Genomic DNA, 15,481 nt, shown 5'->3' on the forward strand with positions numbered 1-15,481 from the left:
TAAATCTTCACTCAAAAAGCCAGATATTAATTTATCTGGCTTTTTTTAGGCGCAGTCCTTAAACTTCAGAAGGTAGATTCAACGATAAAATCTCCTCCAGATATTCCCTTGAATTGGACAATCTTGGCACTTTGTGCTGCCCGCCTAGCTTTCCTTTTTTTCGCATCCACTGTTCAAATAGCCCCGCTGGCGCATGGTGAATGATAGGCTCCATCAAAGCCAATCCCTTGTATCTTTTTGCATCATAATCCGAATTGATTTCCCGGAGCTTTTCATCCAGTAGCTGATCAAACCTTTTCATATCGGATGGCTCCTTTTGAAACTCAATAATCCATTCATGAGCTCCCTTTCCGCCAGATGACTCAAAGTAAACCGGGGCAGCGGTGAAGTTTGCTATGCGCGCATCTGTTTGCTCAGCGGCATATTGAATAGCTTTTTCGGCATTTTCTACAATCACCTCTTCGCCAAAGGCATTGATAAAATGTTTGGTCCTTCCAGTAATCCGGAAGCGAAAAGGCCGTGTAGAAGTGAATTTGATGGTATCACCTATTTTGTATCGCCAGAGCCCTCCATTGGTAGAAATCACTATAGCGTAATTCTTACCCGTTTCCACCTCAGAAAGCGGGACTACTTTGGGACTGGCTCTATCCCACTCTTCCATGGGGATAAATTCATAAAAAATCCCATAGTCCAGCAGCAACAATAGCTCATCAGAATCTGCCTGATCTTGGATACCAAAAAATCCTTCGGAGGCATTATACGTCTCCATGTAGCGCATTTTATCCGAAGGTATCAATTCCTGAAATAAACTACGGTAAGGACCAAATGCCACTGCTCCGTGAAAGAAAACCTCCAAGTTTGGCCAAACTTCCAGAATGTTCTTGGCTTTTTTGATTTCAAGTATTTTCTGAATCAATACAATAGTCCAAGTAGGTACACCAGCAATACAGGTCACATTTTCGTTCATGGTCTCCCGGGCCATTTTTTCGATCTTCTCCTCCCACTCTGACATCAGCGCCGTCTCCAAAGATGGCGTACGGACTAGCTGTGCCCAGATAGGCAGGTTATGCATGATTACCGCTGAAATGTCTCCTGCTCTGGTTTTCCCAGTTGGATTTAGGGGGTTCTTTTCTAATGTACCTCCTATAGTAAGACTTTTGCCGGAAAAGAGATTCGAATCAGGATTATTGATCAGGTAAAGGGAAAGCAGGTCCTTACCTCCCTTGTAATGACATTCTTCCAGGCTTTCCTCAGTGACTGGTATGTACTTACTTCGGCTTGAAGTAGTGCCGGATGACTTGGAAAACCACTCTATATCCGTATTCCAAAGCACATTTTGCTGACCCCGCATGGTCTTCTCGATGTATGGTTTGAGTGACTCATAGTCGTGGACGGGGACATTAGAAGCAAAGTCTGCATAGGATTTGATATTCTTGAAATTAAACGCTCTGCCAAACTCAGTTCGCAGTCCAGCTTCGATCAAATCCTTGAAAATCGAATTTTGAACTTCTATGGGGTTGTTTTTAAAGTGATCAATCTGCGCCTTTCTGGTTTTGAAAAGCCAGGACATAAAAGAGTTAAGCACTGCCATTAATTAAAAACTTTGCGTTTCAACTCGAAATTACTGCCCAGGTAGACTTTGCGGACTTGCTCATCAGCCGCCAGCTCCTCAGCAGTACCAGCTTTTAGCAGTTTCCCCTCAAACATCAAGTAAGCTCTATCAGTAATCGAAAGCGTTTCATTGACATTGTGATCTGTAATCAGAATCCCGATATTCTTTGTCTTTAATTTAGCTACAATGGTTTGTATTTCCTCCACCGCAATAGGATCTACTCCTGCAAATGGCTCATCCAACAACACAAATTTGGGGTCTACCGCTAGTGCCCGGGCGATCTCTGTTCTTCTTCTTTCTCCTCCGGAAAGTACCATCCCCAGATTTTTACGGACATGTGTAAGACTAAACTCTTCTAATAAGCTGTCCACCTTTTCTCTTCTTTGCTGCTTAGGCATTTTGGTCATTTCCAGCACTGCCATGATATTTTCTTCCACGGAAAGCTTTCGAAAAACAGATGCTTCTTGGGCCAGATACCCTATCCCCGCCTGCGCTCTCTTATACATGGGCAAACTGGTAATATTATCATCCTCCAAAAATATCTGGCCTTCATTGGGCTGAATTAAACCTACGATCATATAAAAGGACGTGGTTTTCCCTGCACCATTTGGTCCCAAAAGCCCAACAATTTCGCCTTGGCTCACCTCTACGGAGATATCGTTTACCACACGGCGTCCCTTGTATATTTTCACTAAATGTTCCGCACGAAGCATCATATCAATCAAATTTTATATCCTTCACATATAGCTGGAGACTACTTTTGTCACGAAAGACGTTTTCCCGCATTTCTGCCACTATATCAAACCTCATTTTGCCCTGAAGCATATTTACGGTAGTCAGATCAGGATCTTTTGCTCGATCTGCCATACCAAATCCCAAGCAAACAGGGGTAGTTACCTGCCCATCCTGGACGATTTTAAATCGCAGATGCTTATCCTTTAACACAATTACATCCTCAGCATAAACATTTGAAATCCGGAAAACCGGCTCAGGATTTCCAGGCCCGAATGGCGCCATCTGCCTCAATATATTGTAAAATTTGTAATTAATCTGATCTAGCAGCAATTCATCATCCACTTCGATCACCGGACGCAGGTGCATAGCCTTGATCCTTCGCTTCACCACGGCCTCAAATTTCTCTTGAAATGCAGGAACATTTTCCACCGATAAGGTCAGCCCGGCGGCATACATATGGCCTCCAAATTGGTCCAAAAGTTCCGCACATTCCTCTATAGCTTCATAGATATTAAAATCCACGACTGATCGGGCACTACCGGTAGCTTTGCCATTAGACTCCGTCAAAATAATGGTAGGTCGGTAATATTTTTCAATACAGCGACTTGCCACTATTCCGATTACTCCTTTGTGCCAATCATCCTTGAAAAGCACTGTGGAGTTCCAGTCTAGGCTTTCTTCCTGAGCTGCTATCATCTCAAAAGCTTCCTTAGTGATATTCTCATCAAAATTTCTCCTGGTGGCATTGACTTCGTCAACTACCTTCGCACGCTCCATGGCAGCTTCCAGATCAGTGGATATCAATAATTCCACAGAAGCCTTGGCATGTTCCAATCGCCCAGATGCATTGATTCTCGGGCCGATTTTGAAAACTACATCTGATATGCCTATGTCTTTTTCCAGCTTGCTACTGAGCATGAGAGCCTTCAGTCCCGGACACGGTGTATTATTGATTCTATCCAGGCCATAATAGGCCAAAATCCTATTTTCGCCTGTAATCGGAACTATATCAGCAGCAATACTCACTGCTACCAAATCCAGATACGCATCCAGAATAGCGTTATCCATTCCCCTTTTACTGGCCAAAGCCTGGATCAATTTAAACCCCACTCCAGCACCACTGAGCTCCTTGTATGGATAGTCACAATCTTTTCGCTTGGCATCCAAAACCGCCACAGCATCTGGCAATTGCTCTCCGGGCGTATGATGATCACAAATAATAAAATCAACTCCAAGGCGCTTGGCCAAATCCACCTTTTCTATGGCCTTGATCCCACAATCCAGCGCTATTACCAATTTGAAATCTTGGTCTGCAGCGAATCGAACTCCATTTTCAGAAATCCCATACCCTTCCTTATAGCGGTCTGGAATATAAAAATCCACCAAGGGATAAAAGGTCCTTAAAAATCCAAACATTAAGGCCACTGCCGTAGTCCCATCCACATCATAATCCCCATAGACTAGGATCTTCTGCTCATTTGCGATGGCTTGTTGGATTCGGTTCACCGCTTCAGCCATATCCTTCATCAGAAAAGGATCGTGAAGCTGAGTCAAAGACGGGCGGAAGTAATTCTTGGCTTCACTAAAACTCTCCACACCTCGATTGATCAGCATATTGGACAAGATGGGGTTGACGTTGATTGCCTTACTCAACTGGTCTATAATAAGTTGATCGCCTTTAGGCTTTTGTTTCCAGACGTACTCCATTCAGCTATATTAGTAATGGTGGGATTTTAAGATATAATTTCTAAAAAGGCTTGTCTCTATATTCGCCTTTTTCGGGTCAAAGGTTTAGCAAAAACCTAAAAAAGCTATCCTTTTTGGCGCTTGTATTTCCCAAAAAAATAGGCTGGGAAAATCAATGCTTTCAACTTCCAGTCATTCTTCTCCTGTAGACTTAAGCCTTGGTCCTCATGAACAGTCCGGTACATTTTACCAGCCAAAAGACAGTGCCCTATCAGTAGTGCAAATACTATTGCGTATGTAATCAGTTCGGTCATGATTGCGTTTAGCACTAAGCTAATATTGAAATTATTATTGAGTTTCTCAGGAAGTCTTCTTCAGTATCAAAGCTGCCCAATTATCCTTACTCTGACTAGACACCAAGTCCAGCCCCAGCTGCTTGGCACATGCCTGCAGGTCTTCAATATCTTCGGTATAAAATCCACTGAGCAGCAGATCTCCGTTCTCTTTCAGCAGCTGGACGTATATCTCCATCTCGTCTAGCAAGACATTCTTGTTGATATTGGCCAAAATGATATCAAATTCGCCGGATGGATTGACTTCTCGTATGGTTCCAAGCTTCATCCGGGTCTCTAGCACATTGAGGTCAAAATTCTCATTGCCGTTTTCTACACACCAGTCGTCGATATCAAAAGCCTCCACCGAACTGGCTCCAAGCAGGTGCGCCATGACAGCCAAAATCCCCGTGCCGGACCCTACGTCTAGGACTCTCTTTCCCTGATGGTCAATCTGTCCCTGATGCCTGAGCATCTGAAAGGTCGTGGCGTGGTGGCCAGTACCAAAGGACATTTTGGGGTTGATGATGATCTCGTGCTTGTATTGCGGCTGTGGAGTGTGAAAAGAAGCCCTGACATAGACCAGATCATCCACCGCTATGGGATCGTAATTTTTCTCCCACTCTGCATTCCAATTGACCTTGGGGAGAATCCCCTCCTCCAAAGTCACCTGGGCTTCATCTTTATACTTTGCGATCACCTCGTCGAATTCCGCTTGATCAAAATCTGACCTTAGCGCATAAGCATCGATTCCCTCCTCAGTTTCGAGGAAGGAATCAAAGCCTATCATGGATAGTTCGGCGATCAGGATTTCCCGGAATTCATCCAGGCATTTGATTTTAAACTCCAGGTAATCCATCGGGGTAGTTAGAATGATTTGATGATGTCTACAAAATCACGGGACTTCAATGAAGCTCCGCCAATCAACCCGCCATCCACATCTGGCTTGGAAAACAACTCTTGGGCATTTTTCGGATTACAGCTTCCTCCATACAGGATAGAAGTATTGTCAGCGATATCTTTGCCGTATTTGGAAGCGATGTGTCTTCTCAAAGCTGCATGCATTTCCTGCGCTTCGTCTGAACTGGCTGTTTTCCCAGTTCCGATCGCCCAGATCGGCTCATAGGCAATCACGATTTTGGAGAAATCTTCAGGACTCAGGTCAAAAAGACTTTCAGTCAACTGATATTTCACATTTGGCTCATGAGTACCGGCAGTACGGATTTCCAGAGATTCTCCACAGCAGAAGATCGGGGTTAGGCCGTTGGCCAAAGCTAACTTCACCTTAGCGGCCAGCATCTCATTACTTTCCTGAAAATATTCCCTACGTTCACTATGTCCTATAATCACATATTGCACGCCGAAAGAAGCCAGAATTTTAGCGGAAGTCTCACCGGTATATGCTCCGGATTCCTTGTCCGAGCAATTTTGAGAACCCATAAATACACCCTTGGCGTCACCAATCAGCTTTTTAACCGGGAAAATATGAGGAAAAGGAGGATTTAAAATTGCGATAGCATCACCGGAATGCTCGTCTTTCAACATATTGATGATCTCGGAAGTAAGGGTCTGACCTTCTTCGAAAGTCATGTTCATTTTCCAGTTGCCGGCTACGATTTTCTTGCGCATAATGGGTTTGAAAATTTTATTAAGGTTTGAAAAAAAAGATTCAATGAATAATTTGATTTAAAATTACGGAAAATGTCCAGTTGGGGAAAATATAAGGCAAATGAGTCAGGAAAAAAGTCCTGGTCACAGGAAGAAGCATTCGAGAAACTCACTACTTTTTGTGCCTATCAGGATCGCTGCCCCTGGGAAATCAGGCGCAAACTCTACGAAAAAGGAATCAAAGACGAACCCGCTGAGCGATTGATCGCAGAATTGGTCCAAGAGGAATTTGTAAACGAGAGCCGTTTCGCCCGGTCTTTTGCCAGAGGCAAATTCAGGCTGAAAAAATGGGGTAAAAACCGCATCCGCATGGAACTCAAAATGCGGGAAATCCCAGAAGATCTGATACGAAAAGGACTAGCAGAAATCGATCCAGAAGAATATTACGAAACGCTTTTGACCCTGACCGAAAAGAAATGGGATACCACAAAAGAACCAGATGCCTATAAGAAAAAATACAAGGTCATCCAGTATTTAATGAACAGGGGATTTGAAATGGATCTGGTGAAGGAAGCGATTGAGAGTTTGAATACGTCGACTGACGACTGACCACAGTCCACCGCCACCAAATTTCAAAAATCTATCATTAATGTTTCAGGACAGCTGTTGACCGTCGACGGTGGTCTGTTGACACTATATCATCTCACTCATAATCTTCGCAGAAAGCAAGCAAAGCGGAATGCCACCACCAGGATGCACAGAACCTCCACAGAAATAGAGATTTTTTATAGCCGATGAATAATTCGCGTGGCGGAGAAAGGCTGCAAACTTATTATTGGAGCTATTTCCGTAAAGGGCGCCTTGGGCCGAGGAAGTCTTAGACTCTATAGTACGGGGATCAAGAATTTCCTCCACTTCGATCAGTGATTCTATATCAGTTTTCAGGATTCGGTTAAGCTTGTGCAGTATATTTCTTTTTGCTTCAGCGATCATTTTATCCCAATCCTGTTCTTGATTATTCGGGACGTTGATCATGGTAAACCAATTCATGCATCCTTCTGGAGCGTCGTCTGATTTGTGCGTGGAAGTGATATTTACATAGATCGTAGGGTCATCGTAGATCGTCCCCTTTTTGAAAATATGCTCGAATTCCAGCGCATAGTTATCGGAGAAGAAAATATTATGAAGATCAAGCTCAGGAAAATCACGCTTGATTCCCCAGTAAAAAATCAGTGCAGAACTAGACTTGGGTTGCTTGAGCAAAAGTTTAGGTTGCTTCTCCTCTTTCAGGATGGTCTTGTACGCGTTGACCATATCCATATTGTTCACCAGCAGATCAGCGAACTGATCTTTCCCCTTTACTCTAATACCTTTTGCCTCTCCATTTTCCACTAGAACCTTTTCTACTTTCTGTCCAAAATGATAATTCACGCCAAGTTCTGTAGAGAGTTTATATAAACTCATCGTGATGTCATGCATTCCTTTTTTCGGGAAAAACGCACCTATATTAAATTCCAGATGGGGAATGATATTCAGCGTAGCGGGAGTCTCATAAGGGTTTGAACCGTTATAAGTTGCATAGCGATTGAATAGCTGTACCAACTTTGGGTGGGAAAACTGCTGTCGATTCGCCTCATTCATAGTGGAGAAGATTCCCAACTTCCCTATTCTCAAGTAAGATTTTAATGCCTGGGGATTCGTCCAGGTGTCCAATTGATGGAGCGAGCGATTCATAAAAAGTGGCGCAAGGCTATCGTAGATAAATGCTGATTTCCTGAGTGCTTCCCGGATGTTTTGTGCAGGTTCGCCCAGCTTGGTTTGCACTTCTTCTGCAAAAAGATTCAGATCGGAGTAAGCTTTCAACCTAGTGCCATCTTCCCAGAAATACTGGCAAGCCACATCGAGTTTTTCATATTCAAAGTAGTCTTTGGGGTTTTTCCCGGCCAACCGGAATAACTCATCCACCTGCTCGGGCAGCGTGAAAAGCGATGGCCCGGCATCAAATCTATACCCTTCAATTTCTATTTCAGACAGCTTTCCCCCTGGATAGGAATTTGCCTCGAAAAGTTCCACTTGAAAGCCTTTTAAAGCTAAGCGAATGGAGGAAGCTATGCCGGCAATTCCCGAACCTATGATTATGGCTTTTTTAGTCATGCGTCGAATTCCAAATTCTAAACTAGCAATTTTTGAAATAGTTAGATTCAATGTAGCGACTTTGGCTAGGAGGACGTAAGGACAGCGAACCTAACTTCCTTTTTATGAAAAACTTACTATTTCTACTTAGCTGCTCCATTCTTTTTATCTCCTGCGATAAACTTGAGGAGCCGGATATTTTAGGCAGCTACGCTCATACACCTGAAGATTGTATCCCTGGGGATAATCCTGAATTTAGTTGTGGACGTTTTATTACGCTTTCTGCTGGAGGAGTGGCTGACGTATTATATGGCGGAGATATCATCTCCCGCACCACCTACAAACTCAAGGGAGATAAAATAAAAATTGAAAATAATGACCAATTTGGGGTTGAATTAACATTCAAAAAATTGGATGATGGTACGCTAAGAGAGGAAAGTGATAAATCTATATGGTTCCCTATAGAATTTGATTAAAAAAACTCCTGAGTGTGATCTCAGGAGATTTTTTACGGCTTTTCTTTTCTTACAACTTCTCAAATACTCTTCTAAAACTTGTAGCCTCAGCGATTCTTCCATGAAGCTCAGAGATAGAAACTCGCTCTTGTTCGGTAGTATCACGATGACGGATCGTGACCGTATTATCTTCCAAAGTCTGATGATCTACTGCGATACAGAATGGCGTTCCGATCAGATCCTGGCGGGCATAGCGCTTACCGATTGATGCTGCATCTTCATAAGTGATATTGAAATCATATTTGAGCAACTCTACGATTTCCTTTCCTTTTTCCGGCAAGCCGTCTTTCTTCGTGATGGGAAGAATTGCTGCTTTTACAGGTGCGATTGCTGGATGAAGTTTTAAGTAAGTTCTGCTTTTCTCTTCCGTTTTCTCTTCCGTATAGGCATTGCAAAGTGTCAACAAAAACAAACGATCTGCCCCGATAGAAGTCTCGATCACATACGGGATGTAATTCTGGTTTACCTCAGGGTCGAAGTATTGCTGCTTCTTCTTGGAGTATTCCTGGTGGGACTTCAGATCAAAATCAGTTCTAGAGTGAATTCCTTCCACTTCTTTGAATCCAAATGGGAAATCAAACTCAATATCCATGGCCGCATTGGCGTAGTGAGCCAGCTTCTCATGATCATGCTTTCTTAGCTTTTCCGCAGGAGTTCCCAGTGCCAAATGCCATTTCATACGCATATCCGCCCATTTCTGATACCATTCCAGCTCCGTGCCAGGACGCACGAAAAATTGCATCTCCATTTGCTCAAACTCACGCATTCTGAAGATAAACTGACGGGCTACGATTTCATTTCTGAAGGCTTTTCCGATCTGCGCTATACCGAAAGGAACCTTCATCCTCGCCGTTTTCTGCACATTCAGAAAGTTCACAAAAATCCCCTGTGCTGTCTCCGGACGCAGGTAAATGGTAGAAGCATCCTCTGCTACTGAGCCTACCTGAGTAGAAAACATCAGGTTGAACTGACGGACTTCCGTCCAATTACTGGTGCCGCTGATCGGACATTTAATGCCTTCATTGACGATCAAATCCCTCACCCCTGTCAAATCCTCCGCTTCGAGCAATCTCGCTAAAGTTCCGGTAAGTTCATTTGCTTTTTCTACATCTCCGGCTCTTTCGAATACCGCCGCATGCTCTTCCACGAGCACATCTGCGCGGTATCGCTTCTTAGAGTCCTTGTTATCGATCATAGGATCATTGAAGGAGTCCACGTGGCCAGAAGCCTTCCAAGTGGTAGGGTGCATAAAAATAGCTGCATCTATCCCAACTATATTATCCTGAACCTTCGTCATGGTTTCCCACCAAAGCCGCTTCAGGTTGTTTTTCAGTTCTACTCCATAAGCCCCATAATCATACACAGCCTGCAGGCCATCGTAGATCTCAGAACTAGGGTAAACAAATCCATACTCTTTGGCATGGGAAATAATATCTTTCAATTGCGCGTTTTCCGCAGGAGTTGCTGTTTTTGCCATAGGCGCAAAAATAGGGAAAATGAATGAATACACGTAGAAAAATGAAAGTCTTCAAAATTAGAAAACATCATACAACTAATTTGTCACTAGAATCGTCTAAGCTTGAAAGCTAAGCTAAACAACTCCGAAAATGAAAAAATTATTACTTGGATTACTGGTATTTCAACTATTTAATTTCTCCACCAACGCCCAAATCGAGAAGGGTAGTATTTTTGTTGGAGGCAGAGTAAATTACGCTCATAATAATAACGATTCAGAATCCAGGATTATCAATCCTTCGGTAGTCACTGCCAATAACGTCCAAAGTAACCAATTTACTTTCAATCCTCAGCTAGGATACACTTTGAACAATAATTTAGTCATTGGTACCTACCTGGGAATTAATTCATATAAAGCAACTTCAGATAGAATCCAACTTTCAGACGGATCCACTACAGGTTTTGAATATTTGAATAAAAATAATTCCTTAATCATAGGGGTTTTTGCCCGGAAATATATTGCATTTAGTGAAAGTTTTTCAGCATTTGCCGAAATAAATGCTGGTACTGGAAAAATCAACGAGCTACAGTCTTCAGAAGACACTAATGGAACTCAGGAGGAGATAGAACAAAATTTCAATAAATTCGAAAGTAACTTTAACATCGGGCTTTCCTTTTTCCCGAAAAAATGGATGGCAATCGAGCTATCTTCCAACCTTTTATATTTTTCTCATCAAGGAGAAAACAAAGAAACAGAAAACCAAAAATCTGAAGTCAATGCCAATGGATTTAACATCGGTCTGAATGCATCAGCCATCAACGTTGGTGTATCTTTTTTTCTAAATAATAAGTAGGCATTTTAACCAGAAACCAAAAAAGGTCAGCTCATCGCTGAGCTGACCTTTTGGGTTGTTGGTGGTTTTATGGTTTTATCTGAAGGTGTATTTAAATCCAAATCCGGCTCGGAAGTAATCTCCGTGATCATCGGCTAGGATTGGAGCGGCTTCGAGCACCAAACCTAAATTCTTACTGTTGAAAGGTGTTACCAGCAGCCCTATGGATATGGCTATGTAAATATCATCCTCATCATCGTGATTGTGATTTCTATCGTCATCTAGACCTAATCCCAGTCCTGCATAGAAATTAACATCCTCTTTTCTGATGATATTGTAAGCCCCCATCAGCTCTACGCCCACATCTCCCCCGGTTCCGATTCTAGCTTCTCCAAAAATCTGCTTGGAAGGATCTGTCCCTATAGTGACAAAGGTCTCTGAGCTCTGCAGGTTTACACCTGCACTGACTTGGGCTTTCGCTAGAGAAATGAATGCGAACAAGGCAAAAGATAATAGTACTAGTTTTTTCATGATTCAGTTTGTTTACTGAATCAATCTTTCCAAAACCCCAGCCAAAAAACCTGTTTTCTTACCAGGCTCCTACTTCTTGGCTGATTCTCTTTCCTTCCTTTGCGCTGCGAAAAGCCGCCTCTATTAGCTTCAATACACTGATGGTCTGAGGAATGCTGATCTTCAAATCTGCATTTTTGATAATGACATCAGCCACATTTTGATAAAGAATTCTATAATCTCCAGGAAGGGTCTCGTAAGGTCTGCTCTCATCACTGAGGAAAACTTTCCCCCACTTTTCCTCACTTTCCACACCCCAAGATGGTCCTTCCGGCTTTTCTCCTGCTTTGAATGCAGCTTCCTGCACATCCAGCCCAAACTTTTGATAGGAGCCCTTTTTACCTAAAAGCAAAAACTTCGGTGTAGGCACATTCACTAGGGCGCCAGCAGTAACTCTAGCTTTCAGCGAACCATAATCGAGAATTATATCAAAATAATCATCTGCTACTGCGCCAGTTCTTTGCTTTCTGATATCTGCTTGTATCCACTTGGGCAGACCAAAAAGCAATACGACCTGATCGATCAGATGAGAGCCCAAATCGAATGTGATCCCATTTCCAGGCACTTCCTTCTCCCGCCAGTTTTCCGTCACCTCCGGCCGAAACCTATCAAAATGTGACTCTAGGTAAACCAAATCGCCCAGATCTCCCTCCCGAACCAATTTCTGCAAGGTCATGAAATCTCCGTCAAAGCGACGGTTGTGAAATACAGACAAAACAAGTCCCCTTTCCTCTGCCAGTCTATGGAGCTCCTCAGCTTCATGGGCATATATGGTCACAGGTTTATCCACCACCACATGCTTCCCTGCTTCCAGACACTGCTTGGCCATTGGGAAGTGGTATTCATTGGGTGTAGTAATCACTATCAAGTCGGCAGCATCGGCCTGGAGCAAGTCCTCTAAGCTTCTAAAGGTTTGGGTTCCATAAAGCTCTTCACAGCGATTGGTGCGACGCTCTACCGAAGCCACCAAATCCAGATCAGGACATACCGTGATCAAGGGAGCGTGCATTTTTTCGGCCACAGAGCCAAAGCCTACTATGGCTGTTTTGATAGGATTACTCATATTTTAAAGATTCATTTCGTGAGCCTTGTTTACCAGTTCTATTCTGGAACTGACCTGTAGTTTGGCGTGGATATTTTTTCGGTGGGTTTCTACGGTTTGCTGGCTGAGGTTCAGTATTTCCGCAATTTCCTTGTTCTGATTACCTTCTTTGATCAGCTGGATGATTTCGGTTTCCCTTCGGGAAAGCCTGTATCGCATTCTGAACGCATCAAAAAATGCCCCTTGGATGGCTTGCTTTTTTACCCGCTCAAAGTTGAGCACGTGCCTGCCCTCAAACACCTCATGTACGGTGAAAACGAGCTCATCAGGATCTGCATCCTTGAGCACAAAAGCATCCGCCTTTTTGTCTATGCACTTCTTGTAGATCTTCTCATCATCATACATGGAAAGAATCACAATCTTCACCGGAATCTTATTCTCCCTGCAAAACTCCAATACGCCAAAACCATCCATGATCGGCATATTCAAATCTGTCAATACTACATCAACTTCATTTTCTAGTAGGTATTCGCAGAGTTCACTGCCGTTTGGGAAGATTCCGACTATCTGGAGATCATCCTCTTCTTCGAGGATACTTTCGATTCCTTTGGCAAATAATTTATGGTCGTCAGCCAGGGCAATCCTGATCATGAGCTTGGGGTAATTAAGAAGAAATACTTATTCAGGGGATTAAACCCCAAATTATGGCGTAATTTCTAATTTGGCAAGGTCAATATGATTTCAGTTCCTTTTCCGACCATAGATGTCAGTTCAAAGCTCCCCCCGATGGTTTCCATTCGCTTTTTCAGATTGAACATTCCACTGCCGGTAGAGGCCATGCTACTATCAAATCCTCGTCCGTCATCCTTGATCCTTAACTGTCTGCTATTCCCATTTGCCGTGATACTGATTTCAATCTTATCCGGAGAGGCATGTTTGAGGGCATTGTTCAGGGATTCCTGGATAACTCTGATCAACACCAGTTTGTGGTCTTTTGGAAGATCCAGAAGTTCATAATCTGCGGCGAGCGAAGTCTGACAGTGGCCAGTATCCTGGATTTTCTGAAGCTGCTGCGCTATAAATTCATTGATGCTTATTTCCTCTACCCAGTCCAGATTCAGCTCCTTAGATAAGCCGCGAACCTCCTGAATGGCCTGTGTGAGAATCTCTCTTCCTGCCGCATGTTTTTCAGGTTTAATGGAGCCAAAGTTCAGCTTGGCCAGGGAGAGTAACTGTCCAATATTGTCATGCAGCTCCCGTCCCACATGTCCCAAGGTTTCCTGCTGGATCTCATTCTCTATATTCAGCAAAGTTTTTTCGTGCTCTAGCTTTATCTGATCTAGTTTTTGACGGTTTTGAACCTGGCGTTGTCTATGGATAAAAACCATAGAAATGACGAAAGTGGACATAATCCCCCCAAGAAATAAAGTAGAAAAGATAATGATGTAAACTGAACTCTCAACAGTATCCATAAGCAGGCTCTCGTTCAAATAATCTTGGAAGCATAGGTGCAGCGATAGTCAACACCAGTATTGCTAGATTCAAAACATTCATGACATGGTTAATCTCAGAAATCGACCTGCCAAGCTCATAATTGTAAGTTACCAAGAATGGCATGGCAACATAATGGATATACGTCAAAGAATAAGTAAATAAGATAAATGTCATCTGCCAAAAGGAAACCAGTTTCAGTGGATTTGAATTCAGGTAAAGGTCATTAGCCATAAATCCAATAAAATAAAGCCCGCTGCCCACCAGAATCATATTGGCACCTATGCTGAATATAATCGGCTGAAACCACTGAATAGGCTCAATGCCGGAAAACTGTATGAATTGGCTGCTGACCACGAATCCAATAAGCATCCAATTCATGTATTTCTTTTTAGAAGGCGCTAGCCAGGATTTTATTAAAAAAAAATATAGAATAGTGATTATTTGAAGGTGTGCGACATTATTTAACCATAGATTGAACATGGGAAATTCTGTATTTCCGAAATAGGCATTGACTGCTTTATTGAACTCAAAATCGTATAAGGTGTAAGCGCTCGCATTTTCATACAAAAAAGTGAAAATCAAAATCAAAAAGGGAAGCCAAAAATAAAGCTGCCCTCTTTGATCCTGCGACAATCTAATAAAGAAATATACACCCAATAACGTCAGCACATCGATAAAAATCATGTACTCGCTGAAGAAAATCTGTACAAATCTACTATTCATTCTTAGGAATTTGTGGGTGGAGGCTCGCAATGGTAAGGGCAGACCACATCACCTTCCTCATATTCATCTTCTGGATCACCCAGACCAACAGATACCAACTGTCCTTCCTGTAAATTAGCCGCACGCATCACTAATGCCAATTGGCCGGTATAGGCTACACCTTGCCCCGGATGAGACTTTTCAGCGGTTTCTTCAGTATATTCTGTCATGTAAAATTGGATCCCTCCTACTGAAGGATCTTCGTCAGCTTTAGCGAGAAGTCCCTCTAGCGTCTTTCTGGTTACAAAAATCCAGTCAGTCTGGTTGTCTTTGTCTTTGCCCTTCACTCCCTTCGCAGGCTTGCCCTTCTTGACTTCTTTGTCATACTTGTCTTTCATGCTTTCGAAGTCCTTCTTGTCGATTTTCATAGAAAAATGATTTTGTAAAAATTTGTAAATGATTAAATGATGTGGAAATATTTTCCCAAAAGATAAGGAATTTATCAGCGTCTTAGCAATAAAAACATGGATATACGGAATGAAGCCAGTACCCAATATCTCTTTGCTCACCTGGTCAGCAGACCGGTACTACGACTTCGCTCAGCACAAGTGACCGGAGACCTGCCTTTGCCGTCAGTCAGGCCGAAGCGGCCTTAATTCTAAAATTGAACCTTTCCTCTATTACTTGGCCCTCCTTACCGACAGAAAAGCGGATTTACCAAACAAAAAAAGGAGCGAATGGTGATTCGCTCCTTTTACTTTGGA

18 protein-coding genes are annotated in these 15,481 nt (G+C 42.9%); 4 read left to right on the forward strand and 14 right to left on the reverse strand.

Annotated features, from left to right (window positions below; genetic code table 11):
- Window positions 1-58: 58 nt before the first annotated feature.
- From PBT90_RS17080 to tpiA, 6 genes are all read right to left on the reverse strand, one after another.
- Window positions 59-1,591 carry a GH3 auxin-responsive promoter family protein gene (locus tag PBT90_RS17080; RefSeq protein ID WP_270130296.1) on the reverse strand — a complete coding sequence of 511 codons (1,533 nt, stop codon included), beginning with the start codon at window positions 1,589-1,591 and terminating at the stop codon, window positions 59-61.
- Complete coding sequence (gene lptB / locus PBT90_RS17085; protein WP_264807713.1) at window positions 1,591-2,328, reverse strand: LPS export ABC transporter ATP-binding protein; 738 nt, start codon at window positions 2,326-2,328, stop codon at window positions 1,591-1,593. Before lptB ends, PBT90_RS17080 begins: the two co-directional genes overlap by 1 nt.
- A gap of 1 nt (window position 2,329) precedes the next feature.
- On the reverse strand, window positions 2,330-4,054 hold the full coding sequence (gene recJ, locus PBT90_RS17090) for a single-stranded-DNA-specific exonuclease RecJ (protein WP_270130299.1): 1,725 nt from the start codon (window positions 4,052-4,054) through the stop codon (window positions 2,330-2,332).
- A gap of 104 nt (window positions 4,055-4,158) precedes the next feature.
- Window positions 4,159-4,347 carry a hypothetical protein gene (locus tag PBT90_RS17095; protein ID WP_270130302.1) on the reverse strand — a complete coding sequence of 63 codons (189 nt, stop codon included), beginning with the start codon at window positions 4,345-4,347 and terminating at the stop codon, window positions 4,159-4,161.
- Window positions 4,348-4,393: 46 nt separating this feature from the next.
- Entirely contained in the window at window positions 4,394-5,224 is an 831-nt protein-coding gene (gene prmA / locus PBT90_RS17100) for a 50S ribosomal protein L11 methyltransferase (protein WP_270130304.1), read from the reverse strand.
- 8 nt (window positions 5,225-5,232) lie between these two features.
- A complete protein-coding gene (tpiA, locus tag PBT90_RS17105; protein WP_264807717.1) occupies window positions 5,233-5,994 on the reverse strand; it encodes a triose-phosphate isomerase in 762 nt (253 codons plus the stop codon).
- Window positions 5,995-6,066: 72 nt separating this feature from the next.
- Between tpiA and PBT90_RS17110 the strand changes: the two genes are divergently transcribed.
- Window positions 6,067-6,582, forward strand: a complete 516-nt coding sequence (locus PBT90_RS17110; RefSeq protein ID WP_264807718.1) for a regulatory protein RecX — start codon at window positions 6,067-6,069, stop codon at window positions 6,580-6,582.
- Window positions 6,583-6,666: 84 nt separating this feature from the next.
- Here PBT90_RS17110 and crtD read toward each other — a convergent pair whose 3' ends face one another.
- Entirely contained in the window at window positions 6,667-8,127 is a 1,461-nt protein-coding gene (gene crtD, locus PBT90_RS17115; RefSeq protein ID WP_264807719.1) for a 1-hydroxycarotenoid 3,4-desaturase CrtD, read from the reverse strand.
- Window positions 8,128-8,231: 104 nt separating this feature from the next.
- Here crtD and PBT90_RS17120 point away from each other — a divergent pair, with 104 nt between their 5' ends.
- The gene (locus PBT90_RS17120; RefSeq protein ID WP_264807720.1) at window positions 8,232-8,582 is read left to right on the forward strand and encodes a hypothetical protein; all 351 of its coding nucleotides are present in this window, start codon (window positions 8,232-8,234) and stop codon (window positions 8,580-8,582) included.
- A 49-nt stretch (window positions 8,583-8,631) separates the two neighbouring features.
- Here the strand turns inward: PBT90_RS17120 and PBT90_RS17125 are convergent, their stop codons facing one another.
- Window positions 8,632-10,098 (reverse strand): glycine--tRNA ligase, encoded by a 1,467-nt coding sequence (locus PBT90_RS17125; RefSeq protein ID WP_264807721.1) that lies wholly within the window; start codon window positions 10,096-10,098, stop codon window positions 8,632-8,634.
- Between the two features lie 130 nt (window positions 10,099-10,228).
- Between PBT90_RS17125 and PBT90_RS17130 the strand changes: the two genes are divergently transcribed.
- A complete protein-coding gene (locus PBT90_RS17130; RefSeq protein WP_264807722.1) occupies window positions 10,229-10,930 on the forward strand; it encodes an outer membrane beta-barrel protein in 702 nt (233 codons plus the stop codon).
- 75 nt (window positions 10,931-11,005) lie between these two features.
- Here the strand turns inward: PBT90_RS17130 and PBT90_RS17135 are convergent, their stop codons facing one another.
- The 6 genes from PBT90_RS17135 to PBT90_RS17160 all read right to left on the reverse strand — a co-directional run bounded on the left by PBT90_RS17135 (window position 11,006) and on the right by PBT90_RS17160 (window position 15,145).
- A complete protein-coding gene (locus PBT90_RS17135; protein ID WP_270130309.1) occupies window positions 11,006-11,440 on the reverse strand; it encodes an outer membrane insertion C- signal in 435 nt (144 codons plus the stop codon).
- Window positions 11,441-11,498: 58 nt separating this feature from the next.
- On the reverse strand, window positions 11,499-12,542 hold the full coding sequence (locus tag PBT90_RS17140) for a Gfo/Idh/MocA family oxidoreductase (protein ID WP_264807724.1): 1,044 nt from the start codon (window positions 12,540-12,542) through the stop codon (window positions 11,499-11,501).
- 3 nt (window positions 12,543-12,545) lie between these two features.
- Window positions 12,546-13,172 (reverse strand): response regulator transcription factor, encoded by a 627-nt coding sequence (locus PBT90_RS17145; protein ID WP_264807725.1) that lies wholly within the window; start codon window positions 13,170-13,172, stop codon window positions 12,546-12,548.
- Between the two features lie 65 nt (window positions 13,173-13,237).
- Window positions 13,238-13,993: a sensor histidine kinase gene (locus PBT90_RS17150; protein ID WP_264807726.1), complete on the reverse strand. Its 756-nt coding sequence runs from the start codon at window positions 13,991-13,993 to the stop codon at window positions 13,238-13,240.
- Window positions 13,980-14,738, reverse strand: a complete 759-nt coding sequence (locus tag PBT90_RS17155) for a histidine kinase (RefSeq protein ID WP_264807727.1) — start codon at window positions 14,736-14,738, stop codon at window positions 13,980-13,982. Before PBT90_RS17155 ends, PBT90_RS17150 begins: the two co-directional genes overlap by 14 nt.
- A 2-nt stretch (window positions 14,739-14,740) precedes the next feature.
- Window positions 14,741-15,145, reverse strand: coding sequence for a molecular chaperone DnaK (locus tag PBT90_RS17160; protein WP_264807728.1), 405 nt, complete (start codon window positions 15,143-15,145; stop codon window positions 14,741-14,743).
- Window positions 15,146-15,241: 96 nt separating this feature from the next.
- On the opposite strand from PBT90_RS17160, the gene PBT90_RS17165 reads away from it, so the two are divergent.
- A complete protein-coding gene (locus tag PBT90_RS17165) occupies window positions 15,242-15,373 on the forward strand; it encodes a hypothetical protein (RefSeq protein ID WP_264807729.1) in 132 nt (43 codons plus the stop codon).
- Window positions 15,374-15,481 lie beyond the last annotated feature (108 nt).

The organism is Algoriphagus sp. TR-M9 (assembly GCF_027594545.1).
Classification (GTDB): Bacteria; Bacteroidota; Bacteroidia; order Cytophagales; family Cyclobacteriaceae; genus Algoriphagus; species Algoriphagus halophytocola.